Raw genomic sequence first — 17,422 nt, forward strand, 5'->3', positions numbered from 1 at the left:
CTGCCACGGGCCTCACGCCCGGGGACCGTCGGCTGACCCCTCGGGCCCTGATCGGGTGCCCGACCTGCGCCATTCGGGGGATGTCGGGACGAGCCCCTCACCGGTGCCCTCGCGATGCCGATGGGCCCAGGACAGGGTCGTCCACCGAACGGAGCACGGCATGCGCGTCAAGAGGGCCGGCTTCCGCAAGGCCGCCGCCACGGGGATCGACGGGACGCGGGCCTCAGCGGAGGGCGCCGAGCCCGCAATGGCGTCCACCGAGCCCGCCGAGGCAGCCATCGAGCCCGACGGGACTGCCATCACCGACCCCGCCGCAGAGGCGGCAGACGAGCCCGCTGAGCTTGTGCCCGCTGAGCTCGAGCCCGCTGAGCTCGAGCCGGAGGCCCCCGGTGGCGCCGAACCCGCCACGGAGCCGCCCACGGAGGCCCCCGCCGCGCGGGTCGGCTCCTGGTTCGCCGCGCGGTCGGTGCGCACCAAGATCCTCAGCGCGATCCTGCTGCTCGCCATCGTGGCGCTGGCCGCCGGCGGCTACGCGGTCGTCGCGATGCGCTCGATCGCCACGGAGACCCAGGAGCTGGCGCGCCTGCAGGAGGAGATGGTCTTCAAGCGCAGCCAGGTCGAGCAGGGCCAGCTGACCGCGCGCGTGATCGCCGCCGAGGTCGCAGCCTTCGACGACGACGTCATGACCGAGGAGTGGCTGGCGAAGCAGGCCGCGAACGACACTGCCGTGAACGAGGCGATCGTCGCGTACGAGAAGGCCTTCGACAGCGGAGAGGCGTGGGAGACGTTCACCTCGACCTACGAGAAGTGGGTCACGCTGCGCGACAGGGTGCTGATCCCCACGGCGCTGCAGGACGACCGGGTGTACTACTCGAAGCTCGTGGAGAAGTCGAGCCAGCCGTTGGTCGAGACCTACAGCGCGGCGCTTGGCCGGGTGGCCGACGAGACCAACACGTACTTCTACGCGGTGGCCGAGCGGGCCGACTCCAAGGCGCAGAACGCCATGCTGATCCTGGGCGCCTCGCTCGTCTCGGCGCTGGTCCTGGTGGTGGCCCTCGGGCTGGTGATCGCCCGCTCGATCCGCGGCTCGGTCCAGGAAGTGCAGCACGCGCTCGAGGCGATGGGCGACGGCGACTTCACCGTCGCCGCCACTCAGCGCTCCGAGGACGAGCTGGGCCAGATGGCGAAGGCCCTGACCCGGGCGCAGGTGTCCGTGCGCGCGACGCTCGAGGGGGTCAGCGGCACCGCGGACGACGTCACGAGCGCGGCGCAGGAGATGGCCGCCGCCGCGGCGCGGGTGGCCGCCGGCTCGCACGAGACGTCGTCGCAGGCGGGTGTCGTCGCAGCCGCCGCAGAGCAGGTCAGCCGCAATGTGCAGGCCGTCGCGGCCGGCGCCGAGCAGTTGGGCGCCTCGATCCGCGAGATCGCGCAGAACGCGAACGAGGCCGCCGAGGTCGCCGCCGAGGGCGTCACGCACGCCCGGGCGGCTGCCGAGACGGTCGACGCCCTCGGGGCGAGCTCCGCGGAGATCGGGGCGGTCGTCAAGGCGATCACGGCCATCGCCCGGCAGACCAACCTGCTGGCGCTCAACGCGACCATCGAGGCGGCCCGGGCCGGCGAGGCCGGCAAGGGGTTCGCCGTCGTCGCGGGCGAGGTCAAGGACCTCGCGCAAGAGTCGGCCCGAGCCGCCGACGACATCGCGGCCCGCGTGCAGGCCAACCAGGAGCACACCACCTCGGCGGTCGCGGCCATCGGGGAGATCACCTCGGTGATCTCCCGCATCAGCGACTTCCAGCTCACCATCGCCTCGGCGGTCGAGGAGCAGACCGCCACGACCGGCGAGATGTCGCGGGGCGTGACCGAGGCGGCGACGGGATCTGGCGAGATCGCCGAGCGCATCACCGCCGTGGCGGAGGAGGCTGCCGCCACCTCAGACGTCATGGCGCGGATGGAGGGCTCGGTCGAGCTGCTGGCGATGAACTCGGCGGACCTCCGGGCCCGTGTGGCGGCGTTCACCTACTGATCTCCGGGTGGCACCGCCGCGAGCAGATGCCGGGCCGGGGGGCGCCGGGCCACCAGGACGGGAACGCTCACATGCCCCGGTCGACAGCCGATCGGAAGGGCGGAGCGGCAGCAGCGCCGGAACCGAGAGCCGAGGGAGTTCGCCGATGAGGCGTCGGACACGACGAGGTGTGATCGAGGCCTCCGCAGGGATGGTGGCCGCAGTGCTGGCCGCCTCCACGCTGACGGGGTGCGGCGTCGCGGGCGATGCGCCGGACAGGCCGCTGGTCGGGGTCGCCATGCCCACCACGACGTCCCAGCGCTGGATCGCGGATGGGGACAACGTCACCGCGCAGCTCGAGTCCCTCGGCTACGACGTGGACCTGCGGTTCGCCGAGGACGACGTGCCCACGCAGGTCGCTCAGCTCGAGGAGATGGTCGCGGCGGGGGCCGACGCCCTGGTGATCGGGTCGATCGACGGCGTCGCGCTCAAGGACGTGCTGGCGCAGGCCCGTGGCGCGGGCATCCCCGTGGTCGCCTACGACCGCTTGATCCGCGAGTCGCCCGACATCGACTACTACGCCACGTTCGACAACGCGCGGGTGGGCGTCCTCCAGGCGACGAGCCTGCTGCAGGGCCTGGGCGTGCTCGACGCGGGCGGGCAGCCCACGGGCGACCCCGGGCCGTTCGCGGTCGAGCTGTTCGCCGGCTCCCCGGACGACAACAACGCCACCGTCTTCTACGAGGGCGCGATGCAGGTGCTGCAGCCCTACCTCGACTCCGGCGTGCTGACCGTCGCCTCGGGGGAGACGGACTTCGCCTCGATCGCCACCGACGCGTGGAGCGCCGACATCGCGGCGGCACGCATGCAGGAACTGCTGCCGCTGTACACGGGCAAGGCTCGGCTCGACGGCGTGCTGTCCCCGTTCGACGGGATCTCCCGGGCGGTGCTCGGCGCCGTGCAGGGCGTTGGCTACGGCACGGGCGGGCTCCCGCTGCCCGTGGTGACGGGCCAGGACGCGGAGCTGGACTCCGCGCGGTCCATCGGGGCGGGCGTGCAGCACTCGACCATCTACAAGGACACCCGGCAGCTCGCAGAGGTGGCCGTGTCCATGGTCCGCGCCCTGCTGGAGGGCATCGAGCCGGAGGCCAACGACATCACGACGTACGACAACGGCGTGATGGTCGTCCCGTCGTACCTGCTGGCGCCACAGCTCGTGACGAAGGAGAACTACCGCGCGGTCCTCGTGGACAGCGGCTACTACACCGCTGAGGAGCTGAGCTGATGGCCGCCGAACCCACCGTTGCCGGCCGGGTGCGCCGCCTGCGCGCCTCCTGGTTCTGGGACCGCCCCATCGCCCTGAAGATCACGGCCTCGCTGCTCGTCCTGGGCGCGACCTTCGCCCTCGTGGGCGGCACGGGCGCCGTCGCGCTGTGGCGGGCCGGGCAGAACCTCGAGGAGATGTCCGGCCTCACCGGGCGCCTCCAGTCGTCGATGTCCGAGCTCCGCACCGCGCAGACGCGCAGCAACCTGCTCGTGCACCGCGCCGCCGAGGCCACCGACCCGGACACGCTGGCCCAGCTGCTGACGTCGTCGGCCTGGAACGACCGCGTGGTCGACGAGCAGATCGCGCTCATCTCCGAGTACCCGCAGTCCGAGACCCGCCAGTGGGCGGACTTCATCCAGCGGTGGGGGGCGTGGGTGGCCTACCGCGACTCGACCCTGATGCCGCTGGTGCAGGCCGGTGACGTGACCGGGCTCCAGGCGGCCCTGGGCGCCGACGTCGCCGCCGACCCGGACTGGGCCGGCAGGGCGCTGGCGCTGGCGCAGGGCCAGGTGGACGCCCAGGTCGACGACATCCTGGCCGCGAGCCAGGCTGAGGTCGATCGGACGATCCTCGGCCTGCTGATCGCCTTCGTGGTGGGCAGCAGCCTCTCCGGCACGCTCGCCGTTTTGGTGACCCGCCGCATCACCGGGGCGGTGCGCACCGTTCAGGGGGCGCTCGAGGCGATGGCGGAACGGGACCTCACCGTCGCGGCCGACGTGCCGTGGCGCGACGAGACCGGCCGGATGGCCGAGGCGCTCGCGACCGCCCAGGAGTCCTTGCGCACGACCCTCGCGGGCGTGGCGTCGGCGGCCGGCACGGTCGAGGGCACCGCGGCGCAGCTCAACGCGTCCAACGGCGACGTGGTCGCCGGCTCGCAGCAGACCAGCGCCCAGGCAGGCGTGGTCGCGGCCGCCGCGGAGCAGGTCTCCCGCAACGTCCAGGCTGTGGCCGCCGGCGCCGAGGAGATGGGCGCGAGCATCCGCGAGATCGCGCAGAACGCCTCCGAGGCGGCGAAGGTCGCCAACCAGGCGACCCAGGCGGCTGCCTCGACGAACGAGCAGGTCGCTCGCCTCGGGGCCTCGTCGCAGAAGATCGGCGACGTCGTCAGGGTCATCACCTCGATCGCGGAGCAGACCAACCTGCTCGCTCTGAACGCGACGATCGAGGCGGCGCGCGCGGGGGAGGCGGGCAAGGGCTTCGCCGTCGTCGCGGGGGAGGTCAAGGAGCTCGCGCGGGAGACCGCCACCGCCACCGAGGACATCGCCCGGCGGGTCGACGCGATCCAGGGCGAGACGTCCGCGGCCGTCGTCGCCATCGCGGAGATCGCGCAGATCATCGCGACGATCAACGACTACCAGCTCACCATCGCCAGCGCGGTCGAGGAGCAGACGGCGACGACCAACGAGATGTCCCGGTCCGTCTCGGAGGCGGCGACCGGCGCAGGGGAGATCGCCGCCAACATCACCGGTGTCGCGGACGCCGCGGCACGGTCCGTGGCAGTCCTCGACGGGGTGTCCTCGCAAGTCACCGACTTGGCTGAGCTGTCCACCGACCTGAACGCCCGAGTGGCGCTGTTCACGTACTGACCGTTGGGGCGCTCTGCCGCTCAGGAACTGGCCGCTGCGGCCGATAAGCAACACGTGCGCCCGCTCCGCGGTGCCAGGCAGGAGCTCACATGACCCGCATCCGGGTGCTGGTGGTTGACGACTCGGTCGTCATCCGACGGCTCGTCACCGAGGCGTTGTCCACCGACGCCTCGATCGAGGTCGTGGGCAGCGCGCCCAACGGCCGGATCGCACTCGCGAAGGTCGACCAGCTCGGCCCGGACATCGTCACGATGGACGTCGAGATGCCGGAGATGAACGGCATCGACGCCGTGCGGGAGCTGCGGCGCACCGGGCACAGCCTGCCCATCGTGATGTTCTCCACGCTGACGGAGAAGGGCGCCGCGGCGACCCTCGACGCGCTCGTCGCCGGCGCCAGCGACTACGTGACCAAGCCGAGCGGCAGCGGCAGCGTCCAGGAGTCCCTGCAGCGGGTCGCCGAGCAGCTGCTGCCGAAGATCCACGCGCTCGTCGGCCCGCAGGCCGGCAGCCAGCGAGGCAAGGACGGGGCCCCGAGCGCGGCCGAGGTCGTCGGGCAGCATGCCGCCGGGCGCAACCTGCCGGCGTCGCGCGGCGTCCCGTCCCAGCGGGCGGAGCCACGGCACCCCGTGCGCGCCGTGGTGCTCGGGTCGTCGACCGGGGGGCCCGAGGCCCTGTCGCGCCTGCTGAGCGCGTTGGGCCAGCCGCTGCCCGTCCCGATGCTCGTCGTGCAGCACATGCCGCCTGTCTTCACCCGTCAGCTCGCCGCGCGCCTGGACCGGCTGGGCCCGTCGACGGTCGTCGAGTGCCGCGGCGACGAGGAGCTGCTGCGCGGGCACGTGTACGTCGCGCCAGGCAACCACCACCTCGAGCTGCGCCGCGCGGGCTCGGGCTTGCGCACCGCCCTCACCCAGGCCCCGCCGGTCAACTTCTGCCGCCCGTCGGTCGATGTGCTGTTCCGCTCCGCGGTCCAGGTGCTGCGGGGCGACCTGTTGGGCGTGGTCCTCACGGGCATGGGCGCGGACGGCCGCACCGGCTGTGAGGACGTGGTGACCGCCGGCGGGACCGTCATGGTCCAGGACCAGGCCTCGAGCGTCGTGTGGGGCATGCCGGGAGTCGTGGCGAACGCCGGGCTCGCGCACGAGATCGTCCCGCTCGACGACATGGGCCGGGTGATCGAGTCCTTCGTGGCGCGCTCCGTGGCGCACGCGGGCGCCCGACGGGCGCCTGCGACCTCCGGGGGAGCCGCCTCATGACGCTCACCACCGACTCCTTCGAGTTCGTCGCGGACCTGGTCCGGCGCCGTAGCGCGATCCAGCTCGAGGCGGGCAAGGAGTACCTCGTCGAGAGCCGGCTCGCTCCGCTGGCCCGCCGTGCGGGCCTGGGCATCGACGAGTTCGTCCGCTCGGTGCGCTCGGCCGCGTCCGAGCACGAGCGCGACCTCGTGGTCGAGGCGCTCACCACCAATGAGACGTCGTGGTTCCGCGACGGCGCGCCGTTCGTGGCGCTGCACCAGCACATCATCCCGTCGCTGACCGCCGGTCCCGGCACGCGCCGGCTCCAGGTGTGGTCGGCGGCGTGCTCGACCGGCCAGGAGCCCTACTCGATCGCGATGACGCTGCAGGACGCCCTGCCCGCGCACGCCGAGGCGGACATCCTCGCGACCGACCTCTCCGAGCAGGTGCTCGAGCGCGCGCGGGCTGGCTCCTACAGCAAGCTCGAGATCGACCGGGGCCTGCCCGCCGCCATGCGGGACCGGCACTTCGAGGCCGAGGGCCCCGAGTGGCGCATCTCGAGCACCCTGCGCTCGTCCGTGCGCTTCCTGCGGCACAACCTGCTCGACCCGGCGCCCGCCGGGCGGGTGTTCGACATCGTCTTCCTGCGCAACGTCCTCATCTACTTCGATGTGGCCACCAAGCAGCAGATCTTGGCGCGGATGCACCGGGTGCTGAGGCCGGACGGGTTCCTGGTGCTCGGCGCCGCGGAGACCACGATCGGCGTCGACGACGACTGGGAACGGCTGCCCCTCGGCCGTGGCTCGGTGTACTGCCCCCGGCGCCTCGCGAGCGGCTCCGCGCCGCCAACCGTCCCGACCCCCTTCGGATCTGGAGTGACACGATGAGAGCACTGGTGATCGACGATTCGCGCACGATGCGGCGCATCGTCTCGCGGATCCTTGAGCCGCTCGGTTACGAGGTCACGGAGGCTGCCCACGGGCAGGAGGCCCTCGACCTGCTCACCGGCGGCCTCGAGGTCGACCTGGCATGCATCGACTGGAACATGCCGGTCATGGACGGTTTCACGTTCGTCACGGAGGTGCGAGCGAACCGCGCCTGGCGCGACATCACCCTGATGATGGTCACGACCGAGAGCGAGCAGAGCCAGATCGTGCGGGCGCTGGCCGCCGGCGCCCACGAGTACCTGGTCAAGCCGTTCACCCCCGAGGCTCTCCGGGAGAAGCTCGCGCTGCTCGGCCTGCTGCCGCTCGAGGACGCCCGATGATGGCCGTGCGGGTCGCCACCGAGGGGGTTCGGCGCACCTTTGACGGCTCACAGGTCCAGTCGATCGCCGAGCAGGTCTTCGCGGCGATGATCGACGACGACCCGAGCACCCTGGTGCTGTGGTCGGGAGCCTTCCCGGCGCTCGCGGACCCGCTCGAGGCCTGGGTCGACCTCACGGGGTCGTGGACCGGTCGGGTGGCGCTGAACACCGAGCGGGCCACGGCGCACGACCTCAGCCGCGCGCTGCTGGGCATGGCCCCCGACGAGCCCGTGGACGACTGCGATGTGATGGACGCATTCGGCGAGGTGGCGAACGTCGTCGGGGGCAACGTGAAGTCCCTGCTGACGGAGGTCGGCGACCTGGGCCTGCCCCAGGTCGCGCAGGCAGCGCCGCCGATGGCCGGATCGCTCCTGCACGAGCTGCGCATGTCGTGGCGCGGGCGCCCGTTCGTCGTCGTCGTCACCGCGGCCGCCGAGTAGCCGGCCCACACGTACACCTGAGAACCGACCACTTCGAGTGCGCGACGCGCACCTCTAGGGAGGAACACCTTCATGCTCCGAGTACTCATCGCGGACGACAGCCGGGTGATGCGGCAGATCGTCATCCGCACGCTGCGCCAGGCGGGGTACGACTGGTCCGTCACCGAGGCGCCCGACGGCGCCGCCGCGCTCGCGGCGGTGCGGGCCGACGAGCCCGACCTGGTGCTCTCCGACTGGAACATGCCCGAGATGACGGGTATCGAGCTGCTGCGCGAGCTGCGCGCGGCGGGCTTCTCCACGCCGTTCGGGTTCGTGACGTCGGAGGGCTCCCCGGAGATGCGCCAGGCGGCCGAGGAGGCGGGGGCGCTGTTCCTCATCGCGAAGCCGTTCACGGCCGAGTCGTTCCGCGACGTCATCGAGCCGGTGCTCGCATGAACGCCGTGACGCCGCTGCCCGCCGCCAAGGAGGTCCGCGACATGCTGGCCGACCTCCTGAACCGGGACGTCGAGGTGGTGACGGGCGGGGACATGGTCGACCCCACCGTCGAGTTCGGCGGGCTGGTCGGCGTGTACGTGGACCGTCGCCTGCAGCTGAGCGCGCTGGTCATCATGGACCTGGAGCTCGCCGCGCGGACCGGCGCGGCCATCGCCCTCATCCCGTCCTCGGGCGCCGAGCGGGCGATCGGCGCGGGGGCCATGCCGGACAACCTGCTGGAGAACGCCAGCGAGATCCTCAACGTGCTGGCCGCGCTGTTCAACGGCGAGGGCCTGCCGCACCTCAAGCTCGACTCGGTGTACGCCCCCGGGGAGCCGCTGCCGGCGGATGTCGCCAAGTGGGTGCTGGCCTACGTGCCGCGGCTCGACCTCGACATCGATGTCAAGGGCTACGGCTCGGGGCGGTTCTCGATGCTGGTGCTGGGCGGCTGACCGGCGTCGTCGGCGCGACTCGGCCGCGCCGGCGCCTGGCGCCATGAGAGCTTTCACATGGCCGCGGTGGGGACGCGCGGGTCACGATCCGATAACGTGCCGCAGATGAACTCGACCGGTGCGGACCCCCTGCCGCGCCGTCGCGACCTCCGGGCGTGGCGGGAACGACGTGCTCGGAGGTTGCGCACGCTGCGGCGGGTGGTCGGCGTCTCGGCCGTCGTGGCGCTCGGCGCGGTGGCGGTCGTCGCCTCTCCCGTGCTCCGCGACGAGACCGGCGCCGTGCACCTCGCGGGCCTCCCGGACCGCGTCACGGCGCTGGCCGACCGTGGAGGCCAGACGGTGTCGCGCAGCAGTTCCCGCGAGGGGGAGCCGCAGGTCAGCGCGGCAGCGGAGGGCAGCGACCCGCACGCGGCGGACACTGCGGCGCCCCCCGGCGAGGTCGCGGCGCCTGCCCCCGCGCCCGCCGACCCCGCACAGCCCCCTGCCGAGGGAGCCCCGGTCTCACCGGACCCGGCGGCGCAGGAGCCGCCGCCCGCGGAGCCTCCCGTGCCCTCCGGCGCCACCGCCGCGGAGGAGTTCGCGGCGAGCCTGACCGCCCTCACCAACGAGCAGCGCCTCGCCGGTGGGCTCGCCACGCTCGCCACCTCGGGCTGCGCGGCGTCGCAGGCCGTCGAGCGCGCAGCGCTCCTGGTGGCTGAGGGCCGCTTCGAGCACGACCCGCTCGGCCCCGTCCTCGGCGCCTGCGGCGGGCGGACCGTCGGCGAGAACCTCGCGCTCGGCCACCGGACCCCCGCGGACATGACCGCGGGCTGGATGGGGTCGGCGGGCCACCGGGCGAACATCCTGCGCGTGTCCCACACGTCGATCGGCGTCGGGTGCGTCGAGGGCCCGCGCGGCATGCTCTGCGCCCAGGTCTTCCTCGGTTAGCGAGCTCCACGGAAGGGCGTCTGGACCCGTCGTGTTTCCGGCGTATTAACAAGCCTGGACACTGTCCAATCCCCTCCAGCCCGATCTGCCATCATGCCCGCCATGGCGACAACTTCCCCCGAGGTCGTGAAGACGTCACCCCCCCAGGGCGCTCTCGACCGCTTCTTCAAGATCACCGAGCGTGGCTCGACCGTCGGCGCGGAGATCCGCGGCGGCCTGGTCACGTTCTTCGCGATGAGCTACATCATCGTCCTCAACCCGATCATCCTCGGCTACGTCCAGGACGGCACCGGCCAGTTCCTCGGTGGGGGCGACGCGCCCAACCTCTCGATGATCGCCGCTGCCACCGCGCTGGTCGCTGGCGTGCTGACGATCGTCATGGGCGTGGTCGCCAACTTCCCGCTCGCGCTCGCCGCCGGCCTGGGCCTGAACGCCGTGGTGGCGTTCTCCATCGCCGTGCTGCCCGAGATGACCTGGGCCGACGCCATGGGCATCGTGGTGCTCGAGGGCCTCATCATCCTGGCGCTCGTGCTGACCGGCTTCCGTGAGGCGGTCTTCAAGGCGGTGCCGGCCCCGCTCAAGACGGCCATCAGCGTGGGCATCGGCCTGTTCATCGCCTTCCTGGGCCTGATCAACTCCGGCTTCGTGCGGGTCGGCGAGGCCACCCCCGTCGAGATGGGCGTGGGCGGCTCGCTCAGCGGCTGGCCCGTCCTGGTCTTCGTCGTCGGACTGGTCGTCGCCATCGTCCTGATGGTCCGCAAGATCAAGGGCGCGATCCTCATCGCCATCCTCACCTCGACGGTGCTCGCCGTGATCATCGAGGCGATCGCGAAGATCGGGCCGCAGAACACCGACGGCACGAACCCCACCGGCTGGGAGCTCAACGCCCCCACCATCCCCGACTCGATCGTCAGCGTCCCCGACTTCGGCCTGCTCGGGCAGTTCTCCCTGTTCGGCTCGTTCGGCAAGATCGGCGTGGTCGCGGTCATCCTGCTGGTCTTCTCGATCCTGCTCGCGGACTTCTTCGACACGATGGGCACCATGGTGGCCGTCGGTGGCGAGGCCGGCCTGCTCGACGAGGACGGCAACCCGCCCAAGACCAAGCAGATCCTGATCGTGGACTCGGTGGCGGCCGCGGCGGGTGGCGCCGCTGGCGTCTCGTCCAACACGAGCTTCGTGGAGTCGAGCGCGGGCGTCGGCGACGGCGCGCGCACCGGCCTGGCGTCGGTCGTCACCGGCATCGCGTTCCTGCTCGCCACGTTCCTGTCCCCGCTGGTGGACATGGTCCCGTCCGAGGCTGCCGCCCCGGCGCTCGTCGTGGTCGGCTTCCTGATGGTCATGCAGGTCACCGGCATCGACTGGAAGAACTTCGAGATCGCCATCCCGGCGTTCTTCACCATGATCATGATGCCGTTCACCTACTCGATCACCGCGGGCATCGGCGCGGGCTTCATCGCCTTCGTCGTCATCAAGCTCGCGGTCGGCAAGATCCGCGAGATCCACCCGTTGATGTGGGTCGCGGGCCTGCTGTTCCTCGCCTACTTCACGCTCGGCCCGATCAAGGACGCGCTCGGCGTCTGACCTCCCCCTGCTCGTGAGCCGGGCCCGCCCCTTCGGGGGAGGGGCCCGGCTCGCGGCGTCTCCGGGCCAGCCACAGCTGGGCGGCCAGGAGCAGGCCGAGGCCCACGGCCGCCCCTGCCGTGTTGAGGACGACGTCCTGGACCGTGGGCACGCGGCTCGGCAGGAACGCGCGCTGGGCCAGCTCGATGGCCGTCGAGGTGGCGCACGCCGCGCCGACCACGATGGCCGCGCGCTGACGCGTCCCGTCCAGCAGCAGCCCCACGAGCACCCCGAACGGGACGAACATGAGGACGTTCGACACCGCCTCCACGCCGTCGTAGGTCACCGGGGCGCCCCGGTCCGCGAGCCAGGCGATGACCTCCCGCACCACGTCGAAGGTCTCCGGCTCGGCGGGCTCGGGCCGCAGCGTCATCCGGGCGACGAGCGCGAGGTAGCCGGCGAGGGCGGCGATCAGCAGGGCCTGGCGGCGGGGTCCCGACATCGGCCCAGCGTAGGCGGCGGCCCGCTGGGCGGCTGAGGGCCGGCGCCAGGCCGGCGGAGCGTGTGGGGTTTTGATTGCATTGGGTAATGAGTTAAGGTAACGACATGTCCTCTGCTCCCGTTGCCCCCGGCGTGTCCGGCGGGGCAGTGGCAGCCTCGACCGCCTCCCCAGGCCCGGTCACGGCCAAGCAGTGCCGTCCGCGCGAGCTCGCGGGGGACATGCGGGTGGCGGTGTTCCGGACGGCGCGCCGCGTGCGGTCCGAGCGAGGCTCCGCCGACCTGTCCGACTCGCAGTTCTCCGTCCTCGCCTGGCTGCACCAGAACGGGCCCATGGCCCCCGGAGCCCTGGCCGAGCGCCAGCACGTCCAGCCGCCGTCCATGACGCGCACGGTGAACTCCCTCGTGGAGCTCGGCCTCGTCGCGAAGGGCGAGCATCCGACCGACAAGCGCCAGGTCGTCGTGAGCCTCACCGACGCGGGCACGGCCGAGGTCCGCGAGACCCGCCGCCGCCGCGACGAGTGGCTGACCCGCCGGCTCGCGTCGTTCACCCCGGAGGAACGCGCCACGCTCGCCGAGGCGACGGTGCTCTTGAGGAGGCTCGTCGCCGAGTGAGCAACACCTTCGCCTCCCTCAAGCACTTCAACTACAGGCTGTGGTTCGTCGGCGCCCTGGTCGCCAACATCGGCACCTGGATGCAGCGCGTCGCCCAGGACTGGCTCGTGCTCACCGTCCTCAGTGACGACTCCGGCGTCGCCGTCGGCATCACCACGGCCCTGCAGTTCGCGCCGACTCTGCTGCTGTCCGCCTGGGCGGGCTTGCTGGCCGACCGCGTCGACCGGCGCAAGCTGCTGATCGGCACCCAGGCTGCCCAGGCGGTGCTCGCCCTCGGGCTCGGCGCCCTGGTGCTCAGCGGCCACGCCGAGCTGTGGCACGTGTACGTCTTCGCCGCGGCGCTCGGCTGCGTCTCCGCGATCGACGGCCCCGTCCGGCAGACGTTCGTCGCCGAGATGGTGCCCGCCGCCGGCCTGTCCAACGCCGTGGGGCTCAACAGCGCGTCGTTCAACGCCGCGCGGCTCGTGGGCCCCGGCCTCGCCGGCCTGCTCATCGCCTGGGTTGGCACCGGCTGGGTCTTCATGATCAACGGCGTCACCTTCGTCGCGACCATCTTCGCGCTCACCCAGATGCGCCTCACCGAGCTGTACCCCCTGCCCACGGTGGCGCGCGCCAAGGGACAGATCCGCGAGGGCATCGCCTACGTGCGCCAGCGCAGCGACATCCTGGTGATCATGGTCGTGGTGGGCGTCGTGTCCACGTTCGGCCTCAACTTCCAGCTGACCAGCGCCATGATGGCCCGCACCGAGTTCGACCGCGGCGCCAGCGAGTACGGGATCCTCGGGTCCGTGCTGGCCATCGGGTCCCTCGCGGGCGCGCTGATGGCCGCGCGGCGTGAGCGCCCCCGGGTGCGCCTGGTCATCGGATCCGCGTTCGCCTTCGGCGTCTTGAGCGGCGCGATGGCGCTCATGCCCACGTACCCGAGCTATGCGGTGTCGTGCATCCCGGTCGGCTTCGCGTCGCTCACCATGATGACGGCGGCGAACACGACCATCCAGATGACCACCGACCCCGCGGTACGCGGACGCGTCATGTCGCTGTACATGATCGTCTTCCTCGGGGCCACGCCCGTCGGGTCGCCTATCGTCGGCTGGGTGGCCGAGGAGTTCGGCGCGCGGTGGGCCATCGGCATCGGCTCGATCTCCGCGCTGCTGGTCGCGACCGGCGCCGCGATCTGGGCCAAGCGGCACTGGCATCTCGACGTGCGGTACCGGGTGCGCAGCCGCCCGCACCTGGACATCCGCTACCCCGTGCTGACCGCGGCGCCCCAGCCGGAGACCGCCGAGCTCCGCGCCCGGCAGGCCACCACGGCCACCACCGCGGACTGAGCCCGGCGGACTGAGCCCGGCTCCGGTCCGCCTACAGGGCGATGCCGGCCCGGCGCGTCGAGCGCCGGGCGAGCACGACCGCCAGCGCGGCGGCCGCGAGCATGACCGGCACGACGACGAACGCGGTGCGCGGCCCCAGCTGGTCGGCGAGCGCCCCGAGCAGCAAGGGCGCGGCGGCGATCGCCCCGCCCGCCGCGATCGTGGAGCGGGACTGCGCCATGTCGGGGCGCCCCTCCGAGGCCGCCATCGTCGAGGCGATCATCAACGGGTAGTGGGCCCCGTAGCCGAGCCCTGCCACCACCAGCCCCACGACCCCGACCGCCGGGCTGGTCGCGGTCCAGAACACCAGCCAGCCGGCACCCGCGACGGCGAACGAGGCCAGCAGCAGGCTCACCGTGGAGAAGCGCAGCGCCAGGCGCCCGGTGGCGAACCGCGCGGCGGCCATGCCCGCGATGAGCCCCGAGACCGCCCCGGAGGCGAGGCCGGCGCTGGCCCCCGTCTGTTCGCGCAGCAGGTCCGAGGCCCAGAAGGTGGTGGCGTTCTCCACCCCGATGACGCACACCAGGGCGCCCCAGAGGAGCCAGAACGCGGGCGAGAAGCCCTCGTGGCGGGAGCCGGCCCGCAGCCGGGCGACTGAGCCGTCCGTGGAGGGTCGGGCCTGGGGGCGGGGGGCAGGCAGGCCCAGCGCCCCCACGCCGGGAAGCCGTGACATGACGCCGAGCATCACGAGCGCGAAGACGGCCGTCAGCGCGACGGCCGGCCGCCAGCCCAGCCCCAGCGTGACCGACAGCCCGAGGACCAGGGGCCCGACCAGCCCGACGAGCGCCCCGGCGCCGTTGGCCTCGGTCACGGCCGCCGCCCCTGCCCGCCCGTGGTGGGCGTCGAGGGCGGGCTGCAAAGCGGAGATCGACAGCGACCCGCCCAGCGCGGTGATCGCGGTGGCGGGCAGCGTCTGCGCCAGGGAGTCGCCCGTGACCAGCAGCACCACCCCGAGGGCGATGGCGCTGGGCCCGATCAGCAGGGCTCCCCGCCGACCGACGCGGTGGGCGAGCCGCGAGCTGATCGCCCCCGCGAGGACCGTGCCCGTCGCCATGAGCACCCCGTGCAGCGCCGCCTGGGCGCGGGTGATCCCCAGGTCGTCGGCGATCAGGGGAACGGCGGGCGTGAAGCTGTACAGGAACCAGCCCCAGGTGACCGAGTACCCGTAGAGGGTCAGGGTCACGCGGTCCCGGACGAGCCGGGCAGGGGCCGTCCGCCCGAGCCGGGCGGCGCCGGTGTCAGCCTCGGCGTCAGGCAAGCTGGCTGACCACGTGGTCGACGCACGCAGTCAGGGCGAGCACGTCGTCCGGGTCGACCGCCGGGTACATCGCCACCCGCAGCTGGTTGCGGCCCAGCTTGCGGTACGGCTCCACGTCCACCACGCCGTTGGCGCGCAGCACGCGGGTGACCGTCGGGGCGTCGATCTCCGGGGCCAGGTCGATCGTGCCGACCACCGCCGACCGGTGCGCGGGATCCGCCACGAACGGCTCGGCCCACGCGCGCGACTCGGCCCACCCGTACAGGTGGGCCGCCGAGGCCGCGGTGCGCCGGGTGGCCCAGTCCAGGCCGCCCTGCCCGAGGATCCACTCGATCTGCTCGGCCATGAGCACGAGCGTCGCGATCGCGGGGGTGTTGAGGGTCTGGTCCAGGCGGGAGTTCGCCACCGCGGTGCTGAGCGACAGGAACTCCGGCACCCACCGGCCGCTGCCCTCGATCGACGCGGCGCGCTCGACCGCCGCGGGGGAGAGCACGGCGAGCCACAGCCCGCCGTCGGAGGCGAAGCCCTTCTGCGGCGCGAAGTAGTAGGCGTCGGTCTCCGCGACGTCCACCGGCAGCCCGGCGGCGCCCGACGTGCCGTCCACGAGCATCAGCGCACCCTGCTCGCGGCTGCCCTCGACCCGGCGCACCGGCGCCGCGACGCCTGTGGACGTCTCGTTGTGGGGGAAGGCGTAGACGTCCACGCCGTCCTCGAGCTCGGGGAGGGTGAGCTGGCCGCCCGGCGCGGTGCGCACCGTGGGCGTCCCGAGGAACGGGGCGCGGGTGGTGGACTGCGCGAACTTGGCGCCGAACTCGCCGAAGCTGGCGTGCTGCGAGCGGTCCCGCACCAGGCAGAAGGTCGCCATGTCCCAGAACGCCGTCGAGCCGCCGTTGCCGAGCGCGACCTCGTAGCCCTCCGGCAGGGCGAACAGCTCGGCGATCCCGGAGCGGACCCGGCGCACGATGGCGCGGACCGGCTCCTGCCGGTGCGACGTGCCCAGCACCGAGGCGCCCAGCGCCGCGAGGGCCTGCACCTGCTCGGGCCGCACCTTGCTGGGGCCGGAGCCGAAGCGGCCGTCCTGCGGCAAGAGGTGGGAGGGGATGACGATCTGCGGGATCTCGTGGGCCTCGGGCACAGGCTGAGGATAAGGCGTGCGCCCCAGGAACCGCACGGACCGCGCCCGGGACCAACTAACCTGGCCCCGGCGGGACAGGCGAATGAGAGGGAGTGCCGTGAGCGACCTGATCGACACGACCGAGATGTACCTGAAAACGATCTATGAGCTCACCGAGGAGGGGATCACCCCTCTGCGCGCCCGGATCGCCGAGCGGCTCGGCCACAGCGGGCCCACGGTCTCGCAGACGGTGGCACGGATGGAGCGCGACGGGCTGCTCGTGGTGAGCGGCGACCGCCACCTCGAGCTCACTGAGGCGGGCATGGGCAAGGCGGTGCGCGTGATGCGCAAGCACCGCCTCGCGGAGCGCCTGCTGACCGATGTCATCGGCCTGGACTGGGAGTTCGTCCACGAGGAGGCGTGCCGCTGGGAGCACGTCATGAGCGAGCGAGTCGAACGCCGCCTCGCCGCCCTGCTGGACCACCCGCACTTCGACCCGTACGGCAACCCGATCCCGGGCCTGGCCGAGTTGGGCGAGGAGAGCACGGCCGTGGGCTTCCTCGACGGGGTCGTGTCGTTGGCGGCCGGCGCCCCGGGCGTCGAGAGCGGCAGGGCTGTGGTGGCGCGCCTCGGCGAGCCCTTGCAGACCGACGTGGAGCTGCTGGCCCGTCTCGCGCAGGCCGGCGTCGTTCCCGGCGGGGAGATCAAGGTCGAGCACAGCGCCGGGGTCGTCACCGTGGGCCGCCCTGACGCGGACACGGTGCTGGACCTGCCGGTCGAGGTCGCCCGGCACATCTTCGTGCGGGTCGGCTAGGCGCACGAGCACAACCCCCCTGCGGTGACGCGTCGATGACGTCGACGTGACGAACGTCACGGCGGGCTCCTGACCGGCGTGGTCCGATCAGCCACGCTTACGCCCAGGTCAGACCCACGCCACTCCCACGGCCCCGTGTGTTGTCGCACGGGGCCGAAGTGTTGCCCCAGCCGGGAGATCGTGACCGGAGCGTGACATGGCAGCGGGTCTGCTGTACGTTCAGTCCTGCTTCAAGGAACCCTCCTCCCTTTGAAGCCCTCGAGCGGAACGCCGAACCCTGCCGCCGCACGAGGTCCGTACAACTTCGCCGGCAGGGGCGGGGGACCCACGTAGTGGGCGCTGATGTCTAGCGTCCTTGGGGTGAAGCCGAGGGACGGAACGTCGTCCATCGGCCGGGTGTTCTCCCACCCGAACCCGACAGCTCACCTCGTAGGCGACAGGAGAGGCACC

Annotated in this window: 17 protein-coding genes and 1 riboswitch; of the genes, 14 read left to right on the forward strand and 3 right to left on the reverse strand. The window is 72.5% G+C overall.

The genetic code is table 11. The annotated features are described in order from the left end of the window. The first annotated feature begins 160 nt into the window (after positions 1 to 160). The 11 genes from NP064_RS03380 to NP064_RS03430 all read left to right on the forward strand — a co-directional run bounded on the left by NP064_RS03380 (position 161) and on the right by NP064_RS03430 (position 11,327). Positions 161 to 2,023, forward strand: a complete 1,863-nt coding sequence (locus NP064_RS03380) for a methyl-accepting chemotaxis protein (protein ID WP_227567920.1) — start codon at positions 161 to 163, stop codon at positions 2,021 to 2,023. A 145-nt stretch (positions 2,024 to 2,168) separates the two neighbouring features. Next, complete coding sequence (chvE, locus tag NP064_RS03385) at positions 2,169 to 3,287, forward strand: multiple monosaccharide ABC transporter substrate-binding protein (protein ID WP_227567919.1); 1,119 nt, start codon at positions 2,169 to 2,171, stop codon at positions 3,285 to 3,287. Further along, positions 3,287 to 4,915 (forward strand): methyl-accepting chemotaxis protein, encoded by a 1,629-nt coding sequence (locus tag NP064_RS03390; protein WP_227567918.1) that lies wholly within the window; start codon positions 3,287 to 3,289, stop codon positions 4,913 to 4,915. The genes chvE and NP064_RS03390 overlap by 1 nt, the downstream gene beginning before the upstream one ends. 89 nt (positions 4,916 to 5,004) lie before the next feature. Next, positions 5,005 to 6,168, forward strand: a complete 1,164-nt coding sequence (locus NP064_RS03395; protein WP_227567917.1) for a protein-glutamate methylesterase/protein-glutamine glutaminase — start codon at positions 5,005 to 5,007, stop codon at positions 6,166 to 6,168. Continuing rightward, positions 6,165 to 7,034 (forward strand): CheR family methyltransferase, encoded by an 870-nt coding sequence (locus tag NP064_RS03400; RefSeq protein ID WP_227567916.1) that lies wholly within the window; start codon positions 6,165 to 6,167, stop codon positions 7,032 to 7,034. The genes NP064_RS03395 and NP064_RS03400 overlap by 4 nt, the downstream gene beginning before the upstream one ends. Next, positions 7,031 to 7,414 carry a response regulator gene (locus NP064_RS03405; RefSeq protein ID WP_227567915.1) on the forward strand — a complete coding sequence of 128 codons (384 nt, stop codon included), beginning with the start codon at positions 7,031 to 7,033 and terminating at the stop codon, positions 7,412 to 7,414. The genes NP064_RS03400 and NP064_RS03405 overlap by 4 nt, the downstream gene beginning before the upstream one ends. Continuing rightward, positions 7,411 to 7,893, forward strand: coding sequence for a chemotaxis protein CheX (locus NP064_RS03410; protein WP_227567914.1), 483 nt, complete (start codon positions 7,411 to 7,413; stop codon positions 7,891 to 7,893). Before NP064_RS03405 ends, NP064_RS03410 begins: the two co-directional genes overlap by 4 nt. A 72-nt stretch (positions 7,894 to 7,965) precedes the next feature. After that, positions 7,966 to 8,328, forward strand: coding sequence for a response regulator (locus NP064_RS03415; RefSeq protein ID WP_227567913.1), 363 nt, complete (start codon positions 7,966 to 7,968; stop codon positions 8,326 to 8,328). After that, positions 8,325 to 8,819 (forward strand): hypothetical protein, encoded by a 495-nt coding sequence (locus NP064_RS03420; protein ID WP_227567912.1) that lies wholly within the window; start codon positions 8,325 to 8,327, stop codon positions 8,817 to 8,819. The genes NP064_RS03415 and NP064_RS03420 overlap by 4 nt, the downstream gene beginning before the upstream one ends. Before the next feature lie 105 nt (positions 8,820 to 8,924). After that, the gene (locus NP064_RS03425) at positions 8,925 to 9,746 is read left to right on the forward strand and encodes a CAP domain-containing protein (protein WP_227567911.1); all 822 of its coding nucleotides are present in this window, start codon (positions 8,925 to 8,927) and stop codon (positions 9,744 to 9,746) included. Between the two features lie 102 nt (positions 9,747 to 9,848). Continuing rightward, positions 9,849 to 11,327, forward strand: a complete 1,479-nt coding sequence (locus tag NP064_RS03430; RefSeq protein WP_227567910.1) for an NCS2 family permease — start codon at positions 9,849 to 9,851, stop codon at positions 11,325 to 11,327. Here NP064_RS03430 and NP064_RS03435 read toward each other — a convergent pair. Further along, positions 11,305 to 11,808, reverse strand: a complete 504-nt coding sequence (locus NP064_RS03435; protein WP_227567909.1) for a VanZ family protein — start codon at positions 11,806 to 11,808, stop codon at positions 11,305 to 11,307. The two genes, NP064_RS03430 and NP064_RS03435, sit on opposite strands and share 23 nt — an antisense overlap. Before the next feature lie 104 nt (positions 11,809 to 11,912). Between NP064_RS03435 and NP064_RS03440 the strand changes: the two genes are divergently transcribed. Further along, entirely contained in the window at positions 11,913 to 12,419 is a 507-nt protein-coding gene (locus NP064_RS03440) for a MarR family winged helix-turn-helix transcriptional regulator (protein WP_227567908.1), read from the forward strand. Further along, the gene (locus tag NP064_RS03445) at positions 12,416 to 13,747 is read left to right on the forward strand and encodes an MFS transporter (protein WP_227567907.1); all 1,332 of its coding nucleotides are present in this window, start codon (positions 12,416 to 12,418) and stop codon (positions 13,745 to 13,747) included. The genes NP064_RS03440 and NP064_RS03445 overlap by 4 nt, the downstream gene beginning before the upstream one ends. A 31-nt stretch (positions 13,748 to 13,778) precedes the next feature. Here the strand turns inward: NP064_RS03445 and NP064_RS03450 are convergent, their stop codons facing one another. Next, positions 13,779 to 15,044: an MFS transporter gene (locus tag NP064_RS03450; protein ID WP_227567906.1), complete on the reverse strand. Its 1,266-nt coding sequence runs from the start codon at positions 15,042 to 15,044 to the stop codon at positions 13,779 to 13,781. After that, complete coding sequence (gene serC / locus NP064_RS03455; protein ID WP_227567905.1) at positions 15,037 to 16,179, reverse strand: phosphoserine transaminase; 1,143 nt, start codon at positions 16,177 to 16,179, stop codon at positions 15,037 to 15,039. The genes NP064_RS03450 and serC overlap by 8 nt, the downstream gene beginning before the upstream one ends. Before the next feature lie 97 nt (positions 16,180 to 16,276). Here serC and NP064_RS03460 point away from each other — a divergent pair, with 97 nt between their 5' ends. Next, entirely contained in the window at positions 16,277 to 16,972 is a 696-nt protein-coding gene (locus NP064_RS03460) for an iron-dependent transcriptional repressor DtxR (RefSeq protein WP_227567904.1), read from the forward strand. A 258-nt stretch (positions 16,973 to 17,230) separates the two neighbouring features. Beyond that, positions 17,231 to 17,422: riboswitch (cyclic di-AMP (ydaO/yuaA leader) on the forward strand.

The sequence above is a fragment of the Cellulomonas chengniuliangii genome (assembly GCF_024508335.1).
GTDB classification, from domain to species: Bacteria; Actinomycetota; Actinomycetes; order Actinomycetales; family Cellulomonadaceae; genus Cellulomonas_A; species Cellulomonas_A chengniuliangii.

Bases quoted from the DNA above. Each gene is read 5' to 3' on its own strand.
- NP064_RS03420 (WP_227567912.1), top strand. From the start codon at position 8,325: ATGAACGCCGTGACGCCGCTGCCCGCCGCCAAGGAGGTCCGCGACATG.
- NP064_RS03395 (WP_227567917.1), top strand. From the start codon at position 5,005: ATGACCCGCATCCGGGTGCTGGTGGTTGACGACTCGGTCGTCATCCGA.
- NP064_RS03400 (WP_227567916.1), top strand. From the start codon at position 6,165: ATGACGCTCACCACCGACTCCTTCGAGTTCGTCGCGGACCTGGTCCGG.
- NP064_RS03405 (WP_227567915.1), top strand. From the start codon at position 7,031: ATGAGAGCACTGGTGATCGACGATTCGCGCACGATGCGGCGCATCGTC.
- NP064_RS03435 (WP_227567909.1), bottom strand. From the start codon at position 11,808: ATGTCGGGACCCCGCCGCCAGGCCCTGCTGATCGCCGCCCTCGCCGGC.
- NP064_RS03425 (WP_227567911.1), top strand. From the start codon at position 8,925: ATGAACTCGACCGGTGCGGACCCCCTGCCGCGCCGTCGCGACCTCCGG.
- NP064_RS03380 (WP_227567920.1), top strand. From the start codon at position 161: ATGCGCGTCAAGAGGGCCGGCTTCCGCAAGGCCGCCGCCACGGGGATC.
- NP064_RS03410 (WP_227567914.1), top strand. From the start codon at position 7,411: ATGATGGCCGTGCGGGTCGCCACCGAGGGGGTTCGGCGCACCTTTGAC.
- NP064_RS03440 (WP_227567908.1), top strand. From the start codon at position 11,913: ATGTCCTCTGCTCCCGTTGCCCCCGGCGTGTCCGGCGGGGCAGTGGCA.
- chvE (WP_227567919.1), top strand. From the start codon at position 2,169: ATGAGGCGTCGGACACGACGAGGTGTGATCGAGGCCTCCGCAGGGATG.
- NP064_RS03390 (WP_227567918.1), top strand. From the start codon at position 3,287: ATGGCCGCCGAACCCACCGTTGCCGGCCGGGTGCGCCGCCTGCGCGCC.
- NP064_RS03430 (WP_227567910.1), top strand. From the start codon at position 9,849: ATGGCGACAACTTCCCCCGAGGTCGTGAAGACGTCACCCCCCCAGGGC.
- NP064_RS03415 (WP_227567913.1), top strand. From the start codon at position 7,966: ATGCTCCGAGTACTCATCGCGGACGACAGCCGGGTGATGCGGCAGATC.